The 23,330-nt window shown below is 45.6% G+C and carries 28 protein-coding genes and 1 riboswitch; of the genes, 12 read left to right on the top strand and 16 right to left on the bottom strand.

What is annotated here, in order from left to right:
• Positions 1–59: 59 nt before the first annotated feature.
• The 9 genes from NSQ83_RS06280 to NSQ83_RS06240 all read right to left on the bottom strand — a co-directional run bounded on the left by NSQ83_RS06280 (position 60) and on the right by NSQ83_RS06240 (position 7,893).
• Positions 60–1,217, bottom strand: a complete 1,158-nt coding sequence (locus tag NSQ83_RS06280) for an acetylornithine transaminase (protein WP_041336612.1) — start codon at positions 1,215–1,217, stop codon at positions 60–62.
• Positions 1,214–1,990: an acetylglutamate kinase gene (gene argB, locus NSQ83_RS06275; protein ID WP_015252370.1), complete on the bottom strand. Its 777-nt coding sequence runs from the start codon at positions 1,988–1,990 to the stop codon at positions 1,214–1,216. The genes NSQ83_RS06280 and argB overlap by 4 nt, the downstream gene beginning before the upstream one ends.
• 14 nt (positions 1,991–2,004) lie before the next feature.
• Entirely contained in the window at positions 2,005–3,225 is a 1,221-nt protein-coding gene (gene argJ / locus NSQ83_RS06270) for a bifunctional ornithine acetyltransferase/N-acetylglutamate synthase (RefSeq protein WP_024571947.1), read from the bottom strand.
• A 19-nt stretch (positions 3,226–3,244) separates the two neighbouring features.
• Positions 3,245–4,282: an N-acetyl-gamma-glutamyl-phosphate reductase gene (argC, locus tag NSQ83_RS06265; RefSeq protein WP_015252373.1), complete on the bottom strand. Its 1,038-nt coding sequence runs from the start codon at positions 4,280–4,282 to the stop codon at positions 3,245–3,247.
• A 205-nt stretch (positions 4,283–4,487) separates the two neighbouring features.
• Positions 4,488–5,027 (bottom strand): MFS transporter, encoded by a 540-nt coding sequence (locus tag NSQ83_RS06260; RefSeq protein ID WP_003232993.1) that lies wholly within the window; start codon positions 5,025–5,027, stop codon positions 4,488–4,490.
• Positions 5,027–6,457 (bottom strand): FAD-binding oxidoreductase, encoded by a 1,431-nt coding sequence (locus NSQ83_RS06255; RefSeq protein WP_204551448.1) that lies wholly within the window; start codon positions 6,455–6,457, stop codon positions 5,027–5,029. Before NSQ83_RS06255 ends, NSQ83_RS06260 begins: the two co-directional genes overlap by 1 nt.
• A 61-nt stretch (positions 6,458–6,518) precedes the next feature.
• The gene (locus NSQ83_RS06250) at positions 6,519–6,689 is read right to left on the bottom strand and encodes a YqaE/Pmp3 family membrane protein (RefSeq protein ID WP_003232996.1); all 171 of its coding nucleotides are present in this window, start codon (positions 6,687–6,689) and stop codon (positions 6,519–6,521) included.
• 64 nt (positions 6,690–6,753) lie between these two features.
• The gene (locus tag NSQ83_RS06245; protein ID WP_014479422.1) at positions 6,754–7,062 is read right to left on the bottom strand and encodes a metal-sulfur cluster assembly factor; all 309 of its coding nucleotides are present in this window, start codon (positions 7,060–7,062) and stop codon (positions 6,754–6,756) included.
• 63 nt (positions 7,063–7,125) lie between these two features.
• The gene (locus tag NSQ83_RS06240; RefSeq protein ID WP_003233006.1) at positions 7,126–7,893 is read right to left on the bottom strand and encodes a prolyl oligopeptidase family serine peptidase; all 768 of its coding nucleotides are present in this window, start codon (positions 7,891–7,893) and stop codon (positions 7,126–7,128) included.
• A gap of 120 nt (positions 7,894–8,013) precedes the next feature.
• Here NSQ83_RS06240 and yitU point away from each other — a divergent pair, with 120 nt between their 5' ends.
• From yitU to NSQ83_RS06225, 3 genes are all read left to right on the top strand, one after another.
• Positions 8,014–8,826: a 5-amino-6-(5-phospho-D-ribitylamino)uracil phosphatase YitU gene (yitU, locus tag NSQ83_RS06235; RefSeq protein ID WP_003233007.1), complete on the top strand. Its 813-nt coding sequence runs from the start codon at positions 8,014–8,016 to the stop codon at positions 8,824–8,826.
• Between the two features lie 103 nt (positions 8,827–8,929).
• Positions 8,930–9,082 carry a hypothetical protein gene (locus NSQ83_RS06230; RefSeq protein WP_003245103.1) on the top strand — a complete coding sequence of 51 codons (153 nt, stop codon included), beginning with the start codon at positions 8,930–8,932 and terminating at the stop codon, positions 9,080–9,082.
• On the top strand, positions 9,083–9,280 hold the full coding sequence (locus NSQ83_RS06225) for a DUF3813 domain-containing protein (RefSeq protein ID WP_003245613.1): 198 nt from the start codon (positions 9,083–9,085) through the stop codon (positions 9,278–9,280).
• Positions 9,281–9,310: 30 nt separating this feature from the next.
• On the opposite strand, the gene NSQ83_RS06220 is transcribed toward NSQ83_RS06225, so the two are convergent.
• Complete coding sequence (locus tag NSQ83_RS06220; RefSeq protein ID WP_326379101.1) at positions 9,311–9,760, bottom strand: BsuPI-related putative proteinase inhibitor; 450 nt, start codon at positions 9,758–9,760, stop codon at positions 9,311–9,313.
• Between the two features lie 18 nt (positions 9,761–9,778).
• Positions 9,779–10,621, bottom strand: a complete 843-nt coding sequence (locus NSQ83_RS06215) for a YitT family protein (RefSeq protein WP_003245017.1) — start codon at positions 10,619–10,621, stop codon at positions 9,779–9,781.
• 137 nt (positions 10,622–10,758) lie between these two features.
• Here NSQ83_RS06215 and NSQ83_RS06210 point away from each other — a divergent pair, with 137 nt between their 5' ends.
• Complete coding sequence (locus NSQ83_RS06210) at positions 10,759–11,610, top strand: DegV family protein (RefSeq protein ID WP_003245785.1); 852 nt, start codon at positions 10,759–10,761, stop codon at positions 11,608–11,610.
• Between the two features lie 46 nt (positions 11,611–11,656).
• Here the strand turns inward: NSQ83_RS06210 and nprB are convergent, their stop codons facing one another.
• The 4 genes from nprB to NSQ83_RS06190 all read right to left on the bottom strand — a co-directional run bounded on the left by nprB (position 11,657) and on the right by NSQ83_RS06190 (position 14,652).
• Entirely contained in the window at positions 11,657–13,273 is a 1,617-nt protein-coding gene (gene nprB / locus NSQ83_RS06205) for a M4 family metallopeptidase (protein WP_204551447.1), read from the bottom strand.
• A gap of 134 nt (positions 13,274–13,407) precedes the next feature.
• The gene (locus NSQ83_RS06200; RefSeq protein WP_003233021.1) at positions 13,408–13,701 is read right to left on the bottom strand and encodes a DUF3784 domain-containing protein; all 294 of its coding nucleotides are present in this window, start codon (positions 13,699–13,701) and stop codon (positions 13,408–13,410) included.
• 19 nt (positions 13,702–13,720) lie between these two features.
• Positions 13,721–14,308, bottom strand: a complete 588-nt coding sequence (locus NSQ83_RS06195) for a hypothetical protein (protein WP_033883606.1) — start codon at positions 14,306–14,308, stop codon at positions 13,721–13,723.
• Positions 14,305–14,652, bottom strand: coding sequence for a PadR family transcriptional regulator (locus tag NSQ83_RS06190; RefSeq protein ID WP_003245674.1), 348 nt, complete (start codon positions 14,650–14,652; stop codon positions 14,305–14,307). The genes NSQ83_RS06195 and NSQ83_RS06190 overlap by 4 nt, the downstream gene beginning before the upstream one ends.
• Positions 14,653–14,829: 177 nt before the next feature.
• On the opposite strand from NSQ83_RS06190, the gene NSQ83_RS06185 reads away from it, so the two are divergent.
• Genes NSQ83_RS06185 through NSQ83_RS06175 form a run of 3 tightly spaced genes read left to right on the top strand, consistent with a single transcriptional unit; the run spans position 14,830 to position 16,861 of the window.
• Positions 14,830–15,366 (top strand): SdpA family antimicrobial peptide system protein, encoded by a 537-nt coding sequence (locus tag NSQ83_RS06185; protein WP_003245405.1) that lies wholly within the window; start codon positions 14,830–14,832, stop codon positions 15,364–15,366.
• On the top strand, positions 15,351–16,280 hold the full coding sequence (locus tag NSQ83_RS06180; RefSeq protein ID WP_033883608.1) for a sporulation-delaying protein SdpB family protein: 930 nt from the start codon (positions 15,351–15,353) through the stop codon (positions 16,278–16,280). The genes NSQ83_RS06185 and NSQ83_RS06180 overlap by 16 nt, the downstream gene beginning before the upstream one ends.
• On the top strand, positions 16,277–16,861 hold the full coding sequence (locus NSQ83_RS06175) for a sporulation delaying protein family toxin (RefSeq protein WP_003244950.1): 585 nt from the start codon (positions 16,277–16,279) through the stop codon (positions 16,859–16,861). The genes NSQ83_RS06180 and NSQ83_RS06175 overlap by 4 nt, the downstream gene beginning before the upstream one ends.
• 52 nt (positions 16,862–16,913) lie before the next feature.
• On the opposite strand, the gene NSQ83_RS06170 is transcribed toward NSQ83_RS06175, so the two are convergent.
• Positions 16,914–17,810 (bottom strand): S1 RNA-binding domain-containing protein, encoded by an 897-nt coding sequence (locus NSQ83_RS06170; protein ID WP_198878856.1) that lies wholly within the window; start codon positions 17,808–17,810, stop codon positions 16,914–16,916.
• Positions 17,811–17,908: 98 nt separating this feature from the next.
• Here NSQ83_RS06170 and NSQ83_RS06165 point away from each other — a divergent pair, with 98 nt between their 5' ends.
• From NSQ83_RS06165 to NSQ83_RS06145, 5 genes are all read left to right on the top strand, one after another.
• A complete protein-coding gene (locus tag NSQ83_RS06165; RefSeq protein WP_198878855.1) occupies positions 17,909–18,400 on the top strand; it encodes a YajQ family cyclic di-GMP-binding protein in 492 nt (163 codons plus the stop codon).
• 106 nt (positions 18,401–18,506) lie between these two features.
• Positions 18,507–18,624: riboswitch (SAM riboswitch) on the top strand.
• Positions 18,625–18,713: 89 nt separating this feature from the next.
• Complete coding sequence (locus NSQ83_RS06160; RefSeq protein ID WP_003233035.1) at positions 18,714–20,552, top strand: bifunctional homocysteine S-methyltransferase/methylenetetrahydrofolate reductase; 1,839 nt, start codon at positions 18,714–18,716, stop codon at positions 20,550–20,552.
• A 90-nt stretch (positions 20,553–20,642) separates the two neighbouring features.
• Positions 20,643–21,092 (top strand): GNAT family N-acetyltransferase, encoded by a 450-nt coding sequence (locus NSQ83_RS06155; RefSeq protein WP_003233038.1) that lies wholly within the window; start codon positions 20,643–20,645, stop codon positions 21,090–21,092.
• Positions 21,093–21,097: 5 nt separating this feature from the next.
• Positions 21,098–21,946, top strand: a complete 849-nt coding sequence (locus NSQ83_RS06150) for a GNAT family N-acetyltransferase (protein ID WP_003233039.1) — start codon at positions 21,098–21,100, stop codon at positions 21,944–21,946.
• A 111-nt stretch (positions 21,947–22,057) separates the two neighbouring features.
• The gene (locus tag NSQ83_RS06145) at positions 22,058–23,326 is read left to right on the top strand and encodes an MFS transporter (RefSeq protein ID WP_198878854.1); all 1,269 of its coding nucleotides are present in this window, start codon (positions 22,058–22,060) and stop codon (positions 23,324–23,326) included.
• Positions 23,327–23,330: the final 4 nt, after the last annotated feature.

Here is a 23,330-nt window from a genome sequence, read left to right as displayed (position 1 = left end):
CCTCTTGATGAATAATTAATTATAAAAATGAATTTTTATGCCTTTATATCGAAAAAAAATCACTGGTTTACAGCGGAATGATGAGCGATTGCCTGTTTCAGCTTGCTGACGGCTTCTGCTATTTCATCCTTAGTCACGGTGAGCGGCGGCAGCAGCCGAATCACGTTCGGGCCGGCCGGCAATACAAGCAAGCCTAATGTCTGCAATTCAGCAATAATGTCAGCAACCGGGCCATCACACTCAATTCCAAGCATTAATCCTTTACCTCGGATTTGTTTAACAAAAGGGCTCTTTAGCTCTGCCTCAAGCTGTCCTTTTAAAAACGCTCCTTTGTCAGCAGCCTCTTGCAAAAAGTCAGGCTGGAATACAATTTGCAATGTGGCATTCACAGCAGCCATCGCCAGCATGTTTCCTCCGAAAGTCGTTCCGTGAGAACCAGGGGTAAACGCTTCTCCAAGCTGTTTTTTTCCGATGACAGCGCCGACCGGAAAGCCGTTTCCCAATCCTTTGGCGACTGTGATGATATCCGGTGAGAGTCCGAAGTGCTCATATGCGAAGCCTTTTCCCGTCCGTCCGATGCCGGTCTGGATTTCATCAATGATGAGAAGGGCTTGCTTTTCCTTGCAAAACGACTGTACGGCTGATAAAAATTCAGCACTCGCCGGATTGACTCCTCCTTCTCCCTGCACTGTTTCAAGCATCACCGCGGCAATATCGCCTTCCTCCCCAAGAGCTTTAAAAGCAGAAGGATCATTGTATGGCAGGTAGTGAAAGCCTTCAAGCATCGGGCCGAAGCCTGTTTTGATTTTATCCTGTCCGGTCGCAGCCATCCCTGCATACGTGCGGCCATGGAACGACTGAAGAAAAGTGATGATTTTTGTTTTTCCAGTTGCTTTTCGGGCAAGCTTTATCGCACCTTCATTCGCCTCCGCGCCGCTGTTGCAGAAAAAGACAAGATCTCCTGCACTATGCGCTGCCAGCTTCTGCGCTGCTTGCTCTTGGAGACTGTTTTGAAACAGGTTTGATACGTGCCATACGCTGTCAAGCTGTTTTTTGACTGCCTCTGTCACCGCTTCATGGCAGTGTCCTAGATTTGATACCGCAATCCCCTGAATGAAATCAAGGTACGTTTTGCCGTTTTTATCCTCAACGTACGTTCCTTTTGCTTTTTTGAGGTCAATATCCCAACGGCCGTAGGTTTGAAACAAGCTGCTCATGAAACAGCCTCCTTTGCTTTGACGATTTTTGTCCCTTGAAAGGTTTGTTCTGCGAAGAATGATCCTTTTCCGTTTACGATCATGACTTCAGACACCTGATCTGATAAAGCTGACAAGGCTGAATTGACCTTCGGGATCATCCCTCCTGTGATCACTTCCTGCTTGATCAGCATCTGAATCTCCTTAGGGGTCAGGACGTTCAGACGCTGCTTTTCCTTCATGATTCCATCGACATCCGTGACGAACATCAGCTTATCGGCTTCAAGCGCTCCGGCGACTGCTGAAGCAGCCAGATCAGCATTTACATTCAGCGTTTTACAGTCGCTTGTCATAGACAGCGGCGCAATAACGGGGATGATGCCATTTTCCATCAGCGCGTTCACCATGGACGCATCGACTTTTTTGATTTCTCCCACTTCTCCGTATGTTTCCGGATCTAGATAATCAGCCTCCAAAAGACCTCCATCCTTACCAGAAATGCCTGCGGCTCGCAGTCCGTGTTTGGCAAGCTCAGCAACGAAAAATTTATTGACAGAACCGGATAAAACCATTTCCGCCACTTCCAGCACCGGCTTCGTTGTTTTCCTCTGTCCGCCCGAAAACTCTGTCTTGATATTTAACCGTTTCAGCATATTTGTGATTTCCGGTCCCCCGCCATGTACGATCGCCAGCTTCCAGCCTGATGCCATCAGCTCTTTCAGATTTTGAAAAAATTCCTCCGACAGCTCACGGATGACACTTCCCCCGCATTTAAAAACGATTGTTTTCTTCATTTCGCTCCCCTTTATTACGTGCGATAGCTCGCGTTAATTTTGATATAGTCATAGGTCAGGTCACAGCCCCACGCTCTCCCGTTTCCGTCCCCTTCATCCATCTTGATGACAATGGTGATTTCATCTCCTTCAAGGTATTCCTTGGCGATAGATTCAGAGAATGGCTGAGGTTCGTTATTCTTAAACAGGCATTGGCCGCCAAGATAAACCTCTACTTCTTCTGCCGTCACCTGTGCTGCGGAGTGTCCGATGGCTCCGATGATCCGCCCCCAGTTGGCATCTGTTCCGTATACTGCCGTTTTTACAAGATTTGAGCCGACAATCTTTTTGGCAATGACGTTTGCATCAAGATTGTTTTTCGCTCCCTGTACTTGGGCTTCAATTAGTTTTGTCGCGCCTTCTCCGTCTCTGGCAATCTCTTTAGCCAGATCCTCACAAGTGAGCAAGAGCGCTTTTTTAAAGACCGGCCAGTCTGGATGGTCTTCTGTCAGGCACTCGTTTTCGGCGCAGCCATTCGCCATAACTAATACCATGTCGTTCGTGGATGTTTCTCCGTCAACTGTGATTTGGTTAAATGAAACGTCAGTGATTTCCCGAAGCGCCTTTTGCAGCGCTTTTTCTTCGATTGCCGCGTCAGTTGTCACAAATCCCAGCATCGTGGCCATGTTCGGGTGTATCATCCCAGAGCCTTTGGCCGCTCCGCCGATCGTGACTGTTTTGCCGCCGATTGCCAGCTCATAGCACGTCTGCTTGATTACCGTATCAGTTGTTAAAATCGCTTCCTCAAAATCGCCTGATCCCGCAGGTGTTTCTTTCAGCAGCTCGATCCCCGCGTGGATTTTTTCCATGTCTAAATGCTCGCCGATGACACCCGTTGATGAAACAGCGACAAGCTCCGGCTCAATGCCAAGCTGTGAAGCAAAGCTCTCCCGCATTGTGTATGCGTCCTTTAAGCCCTGTTCTCCCGTGCAGGCGTTGGCAATGGCGCTGTTGACGATGACGGCTTTCAGTGTCGGTCCGTGCTTTAAGCTGTCTTGTGTCACTTTGATCGGAGCAGCCTGAAAGTGGCTTTGGGTATAAACCGCTGCGCTCACGGCCGGTGTCTCGCTGATAATGACGCCGAGGTCTTTTTTTGAGTAACGCAGCCCGCAATGCACACCCTTTGCCTGAAATCCTTTTGGCGAGGATACATCCCCTGTTACTTTTACAATTTGATCTTCACTTAACTGAATCATGGTTCGATTCTCTCCCGTTCTATGGATAAATTGGCGTGATGGTGAGTCCAGTTTCTTCATTCCAGCCATTCATCAAATTAAAGTTTTGCACTGCCTGACCGGCGGCACCCTTCATTAAATTATCGATTACCGAGACGATCGTGACTCTGTTCGTTCTCTCATCGAGGGTCACGGCGATATCACAAAAATTGCTGCCGTACACTTCTTTCGTTTGCGGGTACTGACCTTTTGGCCTCACTCTCACAAAATATGAATCTTGGTAAAATTCCGAATATAAATCATGCAGGTCATCTGCTGATAGATCACAGGTTAATCTGGTATACATCGTCGCCATGATGCCCCTTGTCATCGGAACCAAGTGAGCCGAAAATGTAATGGGCCCGAGGCCTGGCTGCCATTCATTCAGCGCCTGCTCAATTTCCGGCGTGTGCTGATGTTCATTGACTTTGTAAATTTTAAAATTGTCGTTCAGCTCAGAAAAATGGGTTCCCATGGATGCTTTTCTTCCCGCTCCGGAAACACCCGTCTTCGCGTCAACGATAACGAAAGATTCATCGAGCAGTTTCTTTTGAGCCAATGGCGCGAGGCCAAGCAAAACAGCTGTTGGAAAACAGCCTGGATTGGCAATGAGTTTCGCCTGTTGAATTTGCAGTTGATTCAGTTCTGCCAGACCGTATACCGCCTCTTGTATCACCGCCTTCGGTGCCGCTGTCCGTTTATACCATTTTTCATATTCAGCCGGTTCTTGTATCCTCAGATCACCTGACAGATCAATAACCGGAATTCCCACATCTGCCAGCTTTGGAGTCAATTCACTTGAGACTCCGGGCGGCGCAGCGAGAAACATGATATCTATTTCGTGTTTGATCGTATTCATATCAATCGGCTTCAGCTTCTGATCCGCTAAGCCGGTAAGATGAGGATAACCCTCGCTATAGACATTCCCTTCTCCGCTAGATGAATAAAGTATGCATTCCTCTGCATGAGGATGATGCGAGAGAATCCTGACAAGTTCGGTGCCTCCATATCCTGTAGCACCTACAATTCCTATTTTCAAAACAAGTTCACCCTCTTGGTCTTTGTGAAATTATTTAACATTATAACATGAATAAAAATTAATTCAATCGTATATTTAATATTTTTATTCATTTATAAATTTTCTGTTCAATGGAAATTCCGCTCAAAAAAATCAGCACGACTCCAGCACAAAAACGTTGATGCGGCGCCGCATTTCAGCCGCATAAAAAAACAGGCTGACCGCGTCAGCCTGTTTTCATCATCATCAATCCACTCAAAAAGTATAGAATAGAGCTTGCATAAAAAATCATTTGCACTGTAAAAAAGTCAGCGAGAAAGCCCCCAAGCATAATGGCTGCTGCTGAAAAGACAGCTGTCCAAAAATGGTAATTTCCAATCTTCTTTCCACGCTCTCCGCTGTCTGTAAAATTAGCGATCAGCACTTTTTCTCCATGCTTTTGCATCGCTCCAAAGAGCCCTAACAGCACTTGGACGATATACACTTGAACGACGCTTCCGATATGCGGGACATATAAAAGCAGAACAGCCATCCCCCACGAGTTCAGAAGCAGAAAATAACGGCTGTCAAACCTTTCAGACAGCCGTCCGAGGAGCGGGTAAATGAGCGCTCCGCTCAACCCGAACAATCCGTAGGAAAAACCGAACTGTGTGTAGCTTGAGCCGATATTTTTCACAAACAGAATATAAAACGGAAAGATTAAGCTGCTTGCGAAAAACACGCTGCTTTGTGATAATGTCAGCCATTTTAATTTGTTTTTCCCCATTATTTATACCTCTGATAAAAGTAATTCATAAAGCGCTCATCCGGGTCATAGGTTCGTTTTTTCTGAAAAAACGCTTCACTTTTCGGATATGCCTGTCTCATTTGCTCTTTTGTCTGGTAGGTCATATAAGGCAGATAATAGCTGCCGCCGTGCTTGATGGCAACGTCTGTCATGCGCCTGATGATTCGGGCAGTATCTGCCTGGTCTTCTTTTGAAAAGCCCTCGTTTATTAATAGCACGAGCGAAAACATATCGTCCTTCGCATAGGAAAGGTCGGCCTTTTCATTTTTCTGCACGTAGCGGATCGTAATGTTCAGCAGGTTCAGATCTTCGTCCGACAGCGTTTGTCTCAGATCATCAATATAGGACCCATACTCCTTCACGGGCACAAAGTATTCTTGCAAAACATCTGTGTTGTCATTGTTTTCATACTCAAGAAACTTTGATTCGGACCGCATGACGTTATTGCGTGAAATCTCTGTGCCGTTTTGGCTCAGAAAATAGGATTGCTGTGTGTTCCACAGCCAATTCCTGCCCCATTCATACTGTCTTGACAAACCGAGTGCAAACTTTGTGGCTCCCGTATACTCATCTTCTTTGAGATCGCTGTATGATGGCAGCTGATCCTGATGATCAGCCAATACGTAATTTGTGACATACATGTCTTTCAGAAATCCTTTTTTCGCTGTTGAAATTCGCGCCAGATGCATTCGGACATCTGGATTTCCTTTTACATGCTTTGAAAAATAGTCTGAGTATGTGCTGTAATTCATTTTTTCTGTCTTCATGACATACAGCTCATCATCTGTCAGCTCAAGCGTTACATCAAGAATCACGCCAAAAAGGCCGTACCCTCCGATGACCGCCGTAAACAAATCATCTTTTGGAGTGACAGTGATAATCATCCCGTCAGCTTTTAAAAGCCGGAATGATTTGACTGTATCAATTAGCGAGCCGTAGCGAATATCACGTCCGTGTGCATTTGCGCTGAGAGATCCGCCGATTGTAAAAATGTTTTGTGACTGCATGACTTTTACCGCGAGTCCGTATGGATTCACGTATTTCTGGATATCATTCCACGTTGCACCGCTTTGCACCCTGATGGTTTTCTTCTCTTGATCGAGTGACAGGATTTTGTTGTAGCCCGTCATGTCGAGAACGATGCCGTCCTCATAATATGTATGGCCGCCCATGGAGTGCTGGGCCCCGGCGATTGAAATTTTTATGTTTTTTCGATTTGCCTCTTTGACTGTGTCAATGAGCGTTTCCTCTTCCTGCCCTTTCACTGTCTGCTTTATTTTTACAGGCATCAGGCGGCTGACATCCGTCATCTCGCTTGTGTCTGTTTTTTGCTCTGAGTTCACAGAGTACGCAAACAGGGCCGCATACGCCCCAGTACAAAGCGCGAATGCAAGCAATTTCTTTTTCATAGTGCTCTCCCTGCTGTTTTTTATGACCATTATACCATGACTGCGTCCTCATTTTTCCAAATTATCTTCTTGCCCGTTTTTCGGCACGGCGGTCGGCGACGATAAAGCAGGCGTGAATCGCGCCCGGCAGCCAAAAGATACAGGTCAATATGAGATTCAGCAAGGCCTGAAACGGTTTTCCCGAAAACAAAACAGCAAGCGGCGGGCATAAAACTGCCAGCAGGTACATCATTTCCTTTCACTCCTTTCAGCTGTAAAAAAGGACAGCCTCACATGTCAGGCTGTCCTCTTTTGTTTTATTGAATGCCAAGCGCAATTTTTGCGTATCTGGACATTTTATCCCTAGTCCAAGGCGGATTCCATACAATGTGAACCTCTGTGTCTTTCACTTCAGGAAGGTCCGCTAATGCTTTTTTCACCTCATCCACGATAATCGGCGCTAAAGGGCATCCCATTGATGTCAGTGTCATCGTCACGTGCGTTAAGCCGTCTTCATCCATGTCAACATCGTATACCAAACCAAGGTTCACGATATCAACGCCAAGCTCAGGATCGACAACCTGTTCCAGGGCGCCCATGATGTTTTCTTTTAATGCTTCTTCCACGTTCCCTCACTCCTTTTTTCTACAGTATAACGTAAATTCAGCTCTTGTTAATAACTTCGTGCTTTATAAGTACGTTTCAAACCATTCAATCGTTTTTAACACAGCTGCCCGCGGGACTTTATGGTCAGCGTTTTCATCTCCGATAAATTGCAGGCGTTCCGGCTGCTCGCTGTAATGGGATTTAATCGTGTCATAAAATTTCCGGGTCGGCGCGTAAGGCACAACTTTATCTTTTGCGCCGTGCCAAAATAAAAGCGGGCGCTGTTGCAGTTTCTCCGGCTGAAGGCTGAGATCCCGCAATTCGAGACGTTTCATCAGCTGCTGTACCTTCTCTTCCGGCACATCGATTTCAATGCCCTGAGATTGAATATGGTCAATCTGCTGCTGAAACAGCTCCACGTAATTGGGGCTTCCCATCAGGCTGACGCCGGCTTTTATCCAATCATATGCAGTCAAAGCGCCAAGCGTTGTGATGCCGCCCATTGACGTGCCTGCGAGACCGATGCGGCCGCCGTCTATCAGGCCCTCTTTTTCAAAATGGTTTTTAAGTACGCCGATCTCTTCAATCTCGTTAAGGACGATATCCCAAAAATGCCCCGCCAGCTCTTCGACAGCCATTTCTTCTCCCCGTTCCCCATGGTGCAAAGCCTCCGGCAGAACGGCTCTAAAACCCTTCTCCGCAAGCAGATAAGCAATATGAAGGTTGTGTTCCTTCGCGCTTGTAAAACCATGTATAAAGATCACGAGAGGAACAGCGCGGTGCCTGTTCTCTTCCTTTACAATATGTAAAAACGGAATACCGGAAACGGTTTGATTCTCAATTTGTATCACAATGTGCCCCTCCTTAGGATAACCATAATCATAAGTGTAACATGTAGACAATAAAGATGGTAAAAAGCTACACTGTAAGTAAGGCAAAACAAGCAAAATCTAAGGTTAAAGGAGCTTTTCATGGAGACAAAACCCTATTTAATCGCATTAGATTTAGATGGAACATTATTAAAGGATGATAAAACCATATCTGAAAACACCCTTCATACGATACAGCGCCTAAAAGATGACGGGCATTATGTCTGCATCTCAACAGGCCGTCCGTATCGTTCAAGTTCCATGTACTACCAGCAGATGGAGCTGACAACGCCAATTGTCAATTTTAACGGAGCATTTGTCCATCATCCGCAAGACGACAGCTGGGGACGGTATCATACGTCACTGCCGCTTGATGTTGTCAAACAGCTCGTGGATATCAGCGAGAGCTACAACGTACATAACGTGCTTGCTGAAGTGATTGACGACGTATACTTTCATTACCATGATGAGCACCTGATAGATGCCTTTAACATGAACACAACAAATGTAACGGTCGGAGACTTGAGGGAAAATCTTGGTGAAGATGTGACGTCTGTACTCATACATGCAAAGGAAGAGGATGTGCCGGCAATACGCTCTTATTTATCGGATGTGCATGCCGAGGTAATCGACCATAGAAGATGGGCCGCACCGTGGCATGTCATTGAAATTATCAAAAGCGGCATGAATAAAGCGGTCGGCCTGCAGAAAATCAGCGATTATTACGGCGTGCCGAGGGAGCGGATCATTGCTTTCGGGGATGAGGATAACGATTTGGAAATGCTTGAATTTGCAGGCTGCGGCGTTGCAATGGGAAATGGAATTGACGCGGTCAAGCAGATTGCCAACCGAACTACGGCCACAAATGAAGAGGACGGCGTGGCAAGGTTTTTGAAAGAATATTTCTCACTTTAAAGAAGGTCCGTATTAATTTTTCCCACTCATAAACCTTACTTTACCCCACCATACTATTGAAGACGACTCATCTCGTCAAAGTATGGAAGGGGGCAGTCTCAAAATGGGTAAACGAAGCAAATCCAGAAGGTTTATTCAGCAGGGTAAAGACTCCATCGGGCTACACGCCGCAAGATTTCCATATCGGTCTACTTTAGAAGAAGCTCACCAGCATGCCGCGGCACGAGACTCGGCTGAAAGGCAGTATGAATATTAAATGAGAAATGAACTGTTTCAGCAGGCAAAATCATTTGTTCAACAGGCGGTCATGGTGACAAACGGCTTTGAGGAAGGCGATCAGGAGCAAGCGATTCTGAGAGCCAAAAATGCTGTATCTTCTGCGTATGCCAATTCGACAGATGCGGAACGTCAACAGTTGCATCAATTTCAAAATCAGCTGGACAAACTGCAATAAAAAAAGGCTATGGCGACTCGCCATAGCCTCTTATTTGACTTCAAACTGCTGAACAGCCTGAACCTGCTTGAGATTTTCCGCCCTGCCCTTAAATGTCACCTTTACCTCATAGGTTCCGGGCTCCGGGACTTCCTTCCACACATCAGAGAAATCATATGTTTCTCCAGATTCAAGCGTCAGGTTTTGAAAAGCCTGCGTAAACATTTTGTCTTTCGAATAACGGTATCTTTCTTTGTGCTCAGAATCATACACGACAAGTTCAAATTTTTGCCCTGTGCTGAATTGAAACTCAATAGCACGTTCGCTTTGGTTCTTCAGCGACATGTTAAACTTGATTTGTTCAGGCTCCTGAATTGCGTCAATAGATAAAACAACCTCTTGATTCTCCATTCCGCCTGATACCTCCTTATCTGTCTGCTCATCTTTCCCGCAGCCTATCAAAAGCAGCACGGGGAGGAGCATCACAAGCAGCCGTTTCACGACTTCCACCTGCTTTCGTCAGTCTTTTCTAAAGAAACCAAAAATCCCTGTCGTTTGAACGATGTTCGTAAATGCTTTCGGATCAACTTCTTTGACGATCTTTTCTAAATCGTACAGTTCATACCTCGTGATGACGATAATCATCATTTCTTTCTGTTCGTTCGTAAAAGCTCCTTTTGCCGGAACAGTTGTGATGCCGCGCACCATTTTTCCGTAAATGGCTTCCTTGATTTCGTCCGCTTTTTTCGTCACAATCATTGCCGTAAGCTTCATGTGGCGAGTGTGAATGGCGTCGATCACCCTCGTTGTCACATACAGCGTAACCAGGGTATATAATGCTTTCTCCCAACCTTGCAATAATCCTGCCGTCAAGATGATAATCCCGTTCAGAATGAAGAAATACGTGCCGACGGGTTTATCCTTCCACTTTGCAAGCACCATGGCGACGATATCAAGCCCGCCTGTCGAAGCTCCGTATTTTAATGTTAAGCCGATACCGACTGCGGAAATGACGCCGCCGAACACCGCGTTCAGCAAAATGTCATGTGACAGGCTTGTTTCCGGCAGGATCCCCATAAACAGAGTAGTGAGTGCGACACTTAAAATGCTGTACACTGTAAACGATTTGCCGACCTTCAGCCATCCTAAAATACCGACTGGAATGTTTAAGAGGAACAAGAGCGTTCCCGTCGATATGTAAAAGGGGGCATATTGATCAACGACGCTTGATAAAAGCTGGGCAACACCTGTAAATCCGCTGGCATATACATCTGCAGGTATCAAAAATAAGTTCAGCCCGGCAGCATTGAGTAAAGCGCCGATGATGACGATGAGTAATTTTTTTGTTTGATCTAGTACCATGGCATGTTCCTCCGCTCTTTCTTCTTTATTATGTTTTCCCTTAAAACAAATATTTGAACACGATTTTGGCAAATTAATATGATATAGTTGGCTTAACTCTCATGATAACGAGCGATAACGGAAAGAAGGGAAGCAATATGACAGTTCATCTCATCGCTGACAGCGCCACTGATTTGCCTCGTTCTTATTTTGAAGAAAAAGGCATTGGCTTTATTCCGCTCAGGGTTTCTCTCGGCGATAAAGAATTCGAAGATGCAGTCACAATTCATGCGGATCAAATATTTGAAGCGATGCAAAATGGAGAAACGCCTAAGACGTCCCAAGCCTCACCGCAAACAATTAAAAATGTGTTTTTGCAATATGCCGAAACAGGTGATCCCGCTCTTTACATTGCCTTTTCCTCAGGTCTCTCCGGCACGTATCAGACAGCTGTAATGATCGCCAATGAAGTGAAGGAGGAATTCCCCGATTTCGATTTGCGGGTCATTGATTCCAAATGCGCTTCATTAGGATACGGTCTGGCTGTCCGGCATGCTGCCGATCTCTGTATCAACGGGAATACAATACAAGAAATTGAAACGTCTGTAAAGAACTTTTGCAGCCAGCTTGAACACATTTTTACCGTTGATGATTTAACATATCTCGCGAGGGGCGGCCGGATATCCAAAACGTCCGCTTTTGTCGGCGGCCTGTTGAATATTAAACCGCTGCTTCAGATGGAGGACGGCAAGCTTGTGCCTCTGGAAAAAATCCGCGGACAGAAGAAACTTTTCAAACGGATCATCGAGCTTATGAAAGAGCGCGGGGATGATTGGAGCAATCAAACCGTCGGGATTAGCTACGCCGCGAACAAAGAAAAAGCCACGGACATGAAACACCTGATTGAGGAAGCGTTCAAGCCGAAAGAAATCATTATGCATCCAATCAGTTCAGCAATCGGCTCGCATGCCGGCCCAGGTACATTGGCGATATTCTTTTTAAGAAAATGAGCAAACAAAAACAGTCAGACTCTGTGTCCTGACTGTTTTTGTTTGCTCATAGAATGCCGACAGCCTCATACGCCTTTTCGACTGAAACTGATTGCTTTGAGCCTTCACCGTATAAATCATTGGCAGCTTCAATCGCCGCTTGCTTCATCATGCTGAAATCTGTAGATGCCGTTACATAATATGTTAAAGCCCGATAGTAAATTTGTTCACTTGCTTCACGCCCAATCCCTTCAACCTGTACACCATGGTGCACGCCTCCTTCTGCAAGAAGATAAGCTGCTTTATTGTGAATGGACGAATTGATATGGACTCCGCCATAATCCTCTGTTCCTGTGTAGCGGTTCGAGTAATGATCTGGATTTCCCTGCTTAGATGGGTCCTCCAATGACCGCAATGAATCTCCTGCAATACCAGGAGTATAGACATCTTCGCCGATCTCCCAATCATCACGGTCAGCCATCGCGCCCATAATGTCAGAAATGGACTCATTTAATGCACCGGGTTCTCCTTGATATAAAAGACCGGCGGAATACTGTGTGACTGCGTGTGTGATTTCATGCGCGACAATGTCGAGCGATCCAGACAGCGGCTTAAATTTCGAACCGTCTCCATCCCCGTATACCATCTGGACACCGTTCCACGCAGCATTGTTCCATTGTTTGCCGACATGCACGGTAGACGTAATCCTTGCTCCGTTTTGATCAAAAGAATCACGGCCAAATGTCTTGCTGTAATAATCGTAAACGGCTTGCGCATTTGCGTGTGCGTCTACAGCCGCAGGTTCATTAAATACGGACATGCCGCTGACTATTTCTTTGCCCGTATACCCGATCAGTTGAGACAAAAGCGTAAACAAGGTTTCGTTCAGGTTCTTCGCGTCAAATGTATTGATCCCTTTTCCCCTTGTTTCGTCAGCCAAATAAAAGCGCCCATTTTGTTCTGTGACGTCAAAGCTTTTTTCATCACCTGACACGCCGATTCCTGTACCTGCCGCTTCATGAATGGCATTAAAGGACTCGATGACCTTTCCGTTTTTGGCATCGATGAAATAATGCCAATAGCCAGGCTCAGGTTCAGATGTCGAGAGTCTCACAAGGTAGGCGAGATCATATTCACCGTCGTGTGGATAGATATATAATTCGCCTTTTGGTTCCCCATCAAGATATTCGATTTTTCCAATGGAAGCCTCGAGCTCACGCCTTGCTGTATGTATTGCTTTTTTCTCAGAAATAGACGGTGTGATGGAGACGTCCTTGATTTGCGGATGCACCTTTCCAAAGAAACTTTTCACTTGTTTGTTTTCCTTCATCGCGACCGCTTGTTCAAAGCCGTAAATCGGAATTCCTTTGTAAACCTCCGTTAATTTAAAAAACGTTTGTTTTGTCTTTGGATCCTTTATGGTTTTCGAAACGCGAAAATGGCTGTTCGCATTCCCTTTGAGCTTAAACTGCGTTTGATGCTTGTCAAGGTAGGAAAATAGCGATTCTTTCTGGGTTGTGTTTTGTACCGGCTTCTGCGATGACTTTTCGATGATGTATGAAGGGGTTTGATACGTATGGTCGTATTCGATGCTTTGTTCAGCTGAGGCATGTGTTACAAAAACCATTTGGGCCGCCGTGCATAAGCCGGCCAGTAATAGAGATGTCTTGGTCAGGTTGCGCAAAACACCACATCCTTCCTATTTTGGAATCTATCATTTTTCTTCATCCTATCAAAAATACAAAAACTTGTATGTGGTGCTTCGTTCTTATTTTCCCCAAAAAAAGGGCAGAGATATTTCGCTCTGCCCTTCTTTTTCTACTCTACTAATTTTTTATTGACATAAATAATAACCCCTGCTCCATATGCCAGTATAAGCGGGGGTATGAGCTGCTCCTGACCTTGAAATGAGATAAAACTATTCAGCAAAATGAACAAACCGGAATTCAAGAAAAAGTAGCCTGCTATTCTGGCCAGCCGGTCTTTATCCCGTATACGCGCCTCGTTAAACCCAGCCAGCATCCAGGTTTGTTTTTTGATTCCGACAAAATAGGCAACCACAAAGAATAAAAGCGCGATGACAATTAATAGATAATTGATGCTGATTTCCATCTTTCAGCCTCCTACAAGATTACTTGATGTTAAGAAAAAGAAAAAAAGCGGCGCAGCTTACTGCAATCAGCAGCAGGACGACAAGCGCATTGAGGAACGGGCTCAAAAGAAGCAGCACTGCTAAAAACAGCAGATAAACCGCACCGACTCGCGAAATCGTAACAATCTCATTTTGAGAGCGCATTTTGTTTTTTCTGACACCTGCAAACATCATCAATTTTTTCCGCTTCCATACATATCCGGCGAGCACCATTAAATAAACAGCCAGCGGCAGATGTCTGAAGTCGGACGGCAGCAGCGGCAGGGCGATAATCGTGACAATGAGAAGGACCGAAAGCCAGCTTTTGCCCAATAAAGACCTCCTCCTTTTCGTCTCTCCCCCGTCACCCATCATCAATTCGGCAAGCTCCTTCGGATGAGAAAATTCAGATTCAACAGCTTTCTGCAGTTCCTCTTCACTAAGGCTGGCTTTGATTCTGTCTTGAACGAAAGCGGTGATATGCCCCTTTAATTCGTCGATAGCGTTTTCTCTCTCTACATCAGGCATATTCGCCAGCTCTGCATTTAGTTCCTCCATGTATCGGTCAATGATAAGCTGTCCATTCATAGCAAATCCCCCGATAAAGACAGTAAGGCTTGATGGGTTTCCAGGTATTTCTCCAGCCGTTCTTTTAACATTTCTTCTCCTTTTTGCGTCATTTTGTAATACTTTCTTTTCGGGCCGTCCAGTGAATCTTCCCAAAAAAATTCGATCCATCCCTTCTCGGTCATACGTTTCAGAATCGGATAAATCGCTCCCTCTGAAATAGCTAGCGCCGAGGTGGTTTTTAAGGATGACGTCAGCTCATAACCGTACATCGGTTTAGAACGCAGTAGGGATAGGATGGCCAGCTCGAAAATCCCTTTTCGAAATTGAACAATCCAGCGGTCATTAACTTGATTCGTTTTCATGGTTTAAATATATCTAAAAAAACACTATATATCAATCACATATAGCAGTGTAAAATGTCCTGTTTTTTCTTTTAACAAAAATGGGATTTCTCATACTTTTTAACCTTTTTATTACATAAATGTTTTTATATTATGAAAAGTGTAAAAACGATTCTTCAGGTTAAAAGGAGCAGTCGAATGCAGAAATCGATATCATTTTTTGTCATTTTTTCAATCCTTTGGGGTTCGCTATTTCTGTTTTCTATTATTGGCAGCTTAGGGACAACCCCGATTCCGCTGACAAAGGACTCCAAATTTCTCATGTCCAGCATCCTCCCTCAGGGCTGGGGCTTTTTTAGCAAAAACCCGCGTGATACTGCAATCGGCTTATATGAGGCTGAAAATGCCAGCGCCAAGGTCAGATGGCCCAATATGAGGGCTGACAACCTATTCGGCCTATATCGGTATGGGCGGTCACAAGGCGTTGAAATGGGCGTGATCTACAGCCAAGTCGGCAAGGAACAGTGGACAGCATGTAAAGAAAAGGACCTCGGCGCATGCAAAAGCAAAGCCAAAACCGTGCAATTAAAAACACCCGCTCCCCGCCCGCTGCTTTGTGGCAGCTACTATTTGACGAAAGAGGATATTGTTCCTTGGAGCTATTCTAAATACACCCCTTCGTCTTATCAGGTAAAAAGCATAGTCAAGGTTGTGATCTCATGCTCGAAAACATAAAACAGACCATCACCAGATGGGACGAAAGAAACCCGTGGACAAATGTATACGGCCTCGCGCGAAGCATCATTGCGCTATCCAGCCTGCTGACGCTGCTCATCAATCACCCGAGCCTCATTATGAAGCCAGCCAGCGGGATCAGCAGCTATCCAGCTTGTAAAATGAATCTCAGTCTCTTTTGCCTCGGCGAAAATAACTATATGATGTTAAATCTTTTCAGATGGGTCTGCATTGCCATTCTGGTGCTTGTTGTCATTGGCTGGCGCCCCAGAATCACCGGGGTTCTGCATTGGTATGTCAGTTACAGCCTGCAGTCATCGCTGATCGTCATCGACGGAGGCGAGCAGGCAGCAGCCGTCATGACCTTTTTATTGCTTCCCATCACGCTGACCGATCCGAGAAAATGGCATTGGAGTACGAGACCTATAGAGGGCAAAAGAACACTTGGAAAAATAACAGCTTTTATTTCTTATTTTGTGATCAGAATCCAAGTGGCGGTGCTTTATTTTCACTCTACCGTCGCTAAGCTGTCTCAGCAGGAATGGGTGGACGGAACGGCCGTCTATTATTTCGCCCAGGAAAAAACCATTGGCTTCAACGGCTTTTTTCAGGCGTTAACGAAGCCAATTGTAACAAGTCCGTTCGTGGTGATTCCGACATGGGGGACGCTGCTGGTTCAAATTGTCATCTTCGCGGCGCTGTTTGCGCCGAAGAAGCATTGGAGATTGATTTTGCTCATCGCTGTTTTTATGCATGAGATTTTTGCAGTCATGCTGGGCCTCATCAGTTTTTCGATTATCATGGCCGGCATTTTGATATTGTATCTCACTCCTATCGATTCCACGATTCAATTTACATATATTCGCAGACGGTTGTGGAATAAAAAACACAAGAAGGGAGAGGTTTCAGTTTGAAGAAGGCGTTTCTAGTATTTTTGTCGGTTGTATTGGTGACGACTGTGTTTTTGGTGAAGCAGCAAGAAAGTGTGGCACAGGCAAAGCAGCTTGAGTATTCAGGTGAGGAAATTTTTAAAGGCTTTGTGTTTGCCCAAGGGGAAGTTGGCAAACAGCTTCCAGAGGTCTTTAATAAAGCGATGACAGACAAACTCAACACAAAACAGGCAAAGGCTTTTGCCAATCAGGTTGTCGCTGATATTAAAAAAGAGGATGCTGACTTTTTTGATAACCTGAAGAAAGCTGTTTACAGCAAAGATGCATTGAAAGTGGATGAACTGCTGAAAAAAGCAGGTCAAATCGTTGAAGAAAAAGTAGAAGCAGCAAAGGAAATCGCCGCTTCCAAGGATGATACATCCAGAGTTCAGGCCGAGCTTGTCAACACTGTTGATACCGCTAACTATTTCTATTATGTTTCTTATGTTGCTGCAGCAGGTGCCCTGATTCTGATCATTCTCGCCATTGATATTACGCCGATTGCGATTTCAGACAATGTGGATCGCGAAATGGCAATCAGAACGCTGGTTGATGAATTAAACTAGACATAAAAAAACGGCTCGCTCCGCAGTCTGCTGCAGGCGAGCCGTTTTCATGCTATTTTTTCTCGTATGTCCATCCATTTTCCTGATACACTTTTCCGTTTTTCATCAAATGGCCCAGCGCGCGTTTAAAGGCGGCTTTGCTCATATTAAAACGTTCTCTGATATCATCAGGCTGGCTTTTGTCACTGTACGGCATGGCACCGTTTCTCATTCTCATATACGTTAGAATGCACTCAGCATCAACAGACATTGCATCCTGTTTTCTCGGAAGCAGCGACAAGTTGACTGAACCGTCTTCTTTCACTTGAATCACCCGGCCTGTGACTCTTGAACCCAGTCTTGGCTCCTCTTTTCTTTCTGACGGGTGAATAAAACAGCGGATACCGTCATCCGTGATCACGAATGAACCCGATGCGATCAGCCTGTACACCGTACCTGTCAGCTCTTTATTCATCAGATCTTCTGAAGCGTCGATAAACAGTTCGCTGATGATATCTTCCGGCGCTGGTTTCGCAAACATGCGCCCCCGGTTCGTCACCTTCAGCATACAGTAAAGTTTGTCCCCTTTTTGCGGCCAGACATCTTCGTACGGCGGCAAATGCTCAGTTGCGACTAGTGCGTCCTTCGATAAACCGACATCAACGAAAACGCCCATATCTTCCACTTTATCCACCACTTCAACCCAGCCATATTCATCCGCGCTGATGACCGGAATTTTCATCGTGGCCGCAAGCCTTTCCTGCTGGTCGACGTATATAAAGACTTCTACTTCGTCTCTGTCCTCGATATCCTCAGTCATTTCACTGTTATGTAAGAGAATCGTATCTTCCCCATCGGTTAAAAAGTAACCGAAGTCGGTTTGGTGATCTATACTCAAGGTTAATTGCTGCCCTGGTCTCATGCTATCGTCCTTCCTGTTCCGCTTATTCTCTGCGGATTTTGTTAACATTTTTTCCAATCATCACAAATTGATTCTTTGTTCTGTTGGAAGTTTCTCTTTATTCTACTATAATCAACACATAAGTTAAATGTTATGGAGGTTTTCATATGGCAAAAGAAAGCTCATTTGATATTGTATCCAAGGTGGAATTGCCTGAAGTGCAAAACGCAATCCAAATTGCACTGAAGGAAATCAGTACCCGATATGACTTTAAAGGCAGCAAAAGCAACATTTCTTTAGATAAAGAGGAGCTCGTCCTCGTTTCCGATGACGAATTCAAATTAAGCCAGCTGAAAGATGTGCTGGTCAGCAAATTGATTAAACGAAACGTACCGACAAAAAACATTGAGTACGGCAAGGTTGAAAACGCGTCAGGCGGAACGGTGCGCCAGCGTGCAAAGCTTGTTCAAGGCATTGACAAGGACAACGCAAAAAAAATCAATACGATCATCAAAAACTCCGGACTGAAAGTAAAGTCTCAGGTGCAGGATGATCAAGTGCGTGTCACCGGAAAAAACAAAGATGACCTGCAGCAGATTATCTCAGCTGTGCGGGGAGCAGATCTGCCAATTGACGTTCAATTTATAAATTTCAGATAAATTTTATGATTCCTATTGATTATTGTCTTTATTTTCGGTAAATTTGGAGAAAGGGAAAAACGCCAGGTATCTTTTGGCACTTCCTGACACGAAAATTTTATATCCGTTCTTATCAAGAGAAGCAGAGGGACTGGCCCGACGAAGCTTCAGCAACCGGTGTAATGGCGATCAGCCATGACCAAGGTGCTAAATCCAGCAAGCTCGAACAGCTTGGAAGATAAGAAGAGACAAAATCACTGACAAAGTCTTCTTCTTAAGAGGACTTTTTTTATTTCTCTTTTTTCCTTGCTGATGTGAATAAAGGAGGCAGACAATGGGACTTTTAGAAGATTTGCAAAGACAGGTGTTAATCGGTGACGGCGCCATGGGGACGCTCCTCTACTCCTATGGCATTGACAGGTGTTTTGAGGAGCTCAATATTTCAAAGCCGGAGGAAATTCAGCGCATACATAAAGCGTACGTTGAAGCGGGAGCCAACATTATTCAAACGAATACGTACGGGGCCAACTATATTAAATTATCCAGACACGGGCTTGAGGATGACATCAAAAAAATGAATCAGGAGGCCGTAAAGATCGCGCGGGCTTCAGCAGGCGATGCATACGTGCTTGGAACGATGGGCGGCATACGCACATTTAATAAAAACGCGTACAGTCTTGACGAAATTAAGCGCAGCTTCCGCGAGCAGCTGTATCTGCTGCTGCATGAAGAGCCGGATGGCTTGCTGTTAGAAACGTATTATGATTTGGAAGAAGCACGTGAAGTGCTGAAAATCGCGCGCAAAGAGACTGATCTTCCGATTATGCTCAATGTCTCCATGCACGAGCAAGGCGTATTGCAGGACGGAACGCCGCTTTCTGACGCATTGCGCTCGATTGCGGATCTCGGAGCTGATATCGTCGGCATTAACTGCCGCCTAGGCCCTTATCATATGATTGAAGCGCTCAGCGAAGTGCCGATTTTTGATGACGTATTCTTATCCGTTTATCCGAACAGCAGTCTTCCTTCGCTTGAAGAGGGACGGCTCGTCTATGAAACAGACGACACGTATTTTCAAAACAGCGCGTTAGAATTCCGTAAGCAAGGCGCGCGGATTATCGGCGGCTGCTGCGGCACAACGCCGAATCACATCAGGGCGATGGCGGAAGCAGTTGGCGGACTGGCTCCGATTACGGAAAAAGAAGTCAAAACCCGGGCCAAAGAATTCATTTCTGTTCATCACGAGCGAACCGAGCCCGGCCTGGATGAGATCGCAGCGAAAAAACGCTCTATTATCGTAGAGCTGGACCCGCCGAAAAAACTGAGCTTTGACAAATTTCTGTCCGCTGCTGCTGAATTAAAAGAAGCGGGAATCGATGCCCTGACACTCGCCGACAATTCTTTGGCGACCCCGCGGATCAGCAATGTTGCCTGCGGCGCCCTTGTCAAGCAGCAGCTCGATATGCGTTCCCTTGTCCATATTACGTGCCGTGACCGTAACATTATCGGCTTACAGTCACATTTAATGGGCCTTGATACGTTAGGGCTGAATGACGTGCTTGCGATTACAGGTGACCCTTCTAAAATCGGGGATTTTCCTGGTGCGACGTCTGTATATGATTTAACATCTTTTGATTTAATCAGGCTGATCAAACAATTCAATGAAGGTCTGTCTCTGTCTGGAAAACCGCTCGGCAAGAAAACGAATTTCTCAGTTGCCGCCGCATTTAATCCTAACGTCCGCCATCTGGATAAAGCGGTAAAACGGCTTGAGAAAAAAATAGATTGCGGCGCAGATTATTTTGTTTCTCAGCCTGTCTATTCCGAGCAGCAGCTTGTCGATATCCATAACGAAACAAAACATCTGAAGACGCCGATCTATATCGGCATCATGCCGCTGACAAGCAGCCGGAATGCCGAATTCATCCATAATGAAATTCCCGGCATTAAGCTGTCTGATACGATTCGCGAAAAAATGGCCCATGCCGGTGAAGATAAAGAAAAGCAAAAGACGGAAGGCCTTGCAATTGCACGCTCCCTGCTGGATACGGCATGCGAGCTGTTTAACGGCATCTACTTGATAACGCCTTTCCTCAGATCTGACTTAACCGCTGAGCTCACTTCATATATTCAGCAAAAAGATGAGCAGCGCCAAAATATCTTTTTGCATTAATCCCTTTAAAGACTGTCTGATCCAATCGGGCGGTCTTTTTCAACAGGATTCGTGTTACGATATAGAAAAACAGTCATGAGGAGGAACATTATGCTCGAAGTCAAAACCATTTCCGCGGAAGATACATATGAAATCCGGCACCGCATTCTGCGTCCCCATCAATCCATTGAACAATGCAAATATGAAGAGGATCATGCAAAAGGCTCCTTTCATCTCGGCGCATTTTTTGAAGGGAAGCTGATCAGCATCGCTTCTTTTTCCCCGCAAAATCAGCCATTAATAACAGAATCCCCAGCATATCGGCTGAGAGGCATGGCAACGCTTGAAGGGTATCGCGATCAAAAAGGCGGTAGCACGCTGATCAAACACGCGGAGCAGAAACTGGCAAAGAACGGCGTTCAGGCAGTCTGGTGCAATGCCAGAAGCCATGTGAAAGGCTACTATTCAAAGCTTGGCTGGGAAGAACTCGGCGAACCGTTTGAGATTCCCGGCATAGGCACACATATCATCATGTATAAAAAACTCGAAACAAGCAGGTGATCTGTATGAGGGTAATCGATGAGCTGATTAAGCTTCATGAAGAACATATCCCTAGTCTATTGCGGCTTTGCAGGCAAGCCGGGTGGCCGGATTACGGCGAACAAGAGCTGGCACTGCTTGTCCAGCAAGGACACTTTTTCGGCTATCAAAATGTCAGCGGTGATATTATTTCCTGCATCGGCTTGTTTTTGTTTGGCCGTCTTGCTTCTATCGGCCTCGTGATCGTGGACAAAGAATATCAACGGCTCGGTCTCGGCCGGCGTATGGTAAACGCCTGTATCACCCAAACAGATGAAAACACCGCCATCAGACTTTGCGCCACAAAAGAAGGTTTGCCGCTTTATGAAAAAGCAGGTTTTCATACGGCAGGTTCAGTGCGAAAGTACAGCTGTCACAGTTTTCAACCTTATACAAAAAAGCTTGATGCTGAACTGACATCCTTTAGAGAACAAGACTTTCACGACTTAACCGCGGCGGATCTGGCTGCCTTTGGCGGAGATCGATCAAACCTTTTGCAGCAGCTTATTTCTGCTTCATGCGAATGTATCATCGCCCGAAATCAGGACGGACAGCTCATTGGCTACGGACTTTCTGTACAGACACCGGCCAATTTGAAATTCGGCCCTATCATCGCTCCATCATCAGATGTTGCAGCACAAATAATTAACAGGCTGGCGGCCGGCAAACAAGGGCCGATGCGAATCGATATACCGAGTGAACACACGTCTCTGCATGGCAGCCTGATAGAAATGGGATTTCGTAAAGATGATGAACCTCCGCTTTTGTTCTATCAGAAAAAAGCGCCTATTCAAAATGGACACATATATGCTTTGATTTCACAGGCTCTCGGTTAACCCTCTTTTTTCCCGAACAGGTATCTTCTGTTCGGTTTTTTGCTGTCTGATCGCTGAATAAACGAAGCCATCAGGGACATTCTAAGCAGAAGAAAAGGAGTGTGCTCTGAGATGGAATCATCAAAACAAAATAACGGAATGACGATTGTAGCAATCGGTTCAATCCCTTTAATATTAACCCTAGGAAACTCGATGCTTATTCCGATTTTGCCAAAAATGAAATCTGAACTTCATTTATCACAATTTCAAGTCAGTCTCGTGATCACAGTATTTTCCTTGATTGCAGCATTTGCGATTCCGATTGTCGGTTATCTCGCAGACCGATTCTCAAGGAAAGTCATCATTATTCCCTGCTTAATTTTGTATGGTGCCGGCGGTTTGTTAGCCGGGTTTGCGGCAGGTTTTTTTGACAATGCCTACCCTTGGGTCATGGCAGGACGAGCGTTACAGGGAATCGGGGCAGCCGGAACCGGCCCAATTGCCATGGCACTGACGGGAGATCTGTTTAAAGGCGCCCAGGAGAGCAAGGTGCTCGGCCTTGTTGAAGCTTCAAACGGCATGGGGAAAGTGCTATCGCCGATCATTGGCTCGCTGATCGCCCTGCTTGTCTGGTATGGCGCGTTTTTTGCCTTTCCTGTGTTTTGTATCATTTCGATCGTACTGACTTGGATTTTTATTAAAGAAAAGAAAAAGGAAAAAGAACCGCCACCAATCGGAAAATATGCAAAAGGGCTGTTAAGTGTCTTTAAACATGAAGGCAGATGGCTGTTTACCGCTTATTTAGCCGGTGCGACCTGTTTGTTTACTTTATTCGGCATCCTGTTTTATCTCTCAGATGTTCTTGAAAAAACATACGACACCGACGGCGTGAAAAAAGGCTTAATTTTAGCGATCCCGCTTTTGGTTATGTGTGTGACGTCCTATACAACAGGAAGCAAAATCGGGCAAAAGCAATCGTTAATGAAAAAGCTGATCGTACTTGGATTGGCGTTCATGACCGTATCCTACGCGGCACTGTCATTCATTGAAAATCTTGTCCTTTTTATCAGTGTTCTTGTACTGAGCAGTATAGGCTCAGGTCTTGTCCTTCCTTGTGTGAACAGTTTCATTACCGGGGCTGTCGGCAAAGAAAGACGGGGATTTGTCACCTCGCTGTACGGCTCTGTACGTTTCTTAGGGGTAGCGATCGGTCCTCCGATTTTCGGCCGCCTGATGCAATGGTCCAGACCCGGCATGTTTTTAAGCATCGCGGGATTGACTCTCGTTGTCGGGATTCTTGTGATGATGCTCATCCATGTGAAGCAAAACAATGAAGAAACAAAAGAAAAAGAAGGCCCTAAAATGGCTGGCAATCGGCTCCAGCCCGCTGAGGAAAGGTAGCACC

Origin of the sequence: Bacillus sp. PS217 (genome assembly GCF_037963535.1) — a bacterium.
Classification (GTDB): domain Bacteria; phylum Bacillota; class Bacilli; order Bacillales; family Bacillaceae; genus Bacillus; species Bacillus subtilis.
The sequence above is the reverse complement of the archived record's forward strand: the minus strand, read 5'-3'. Positions and strand labels throughout refer to the sequence as shown.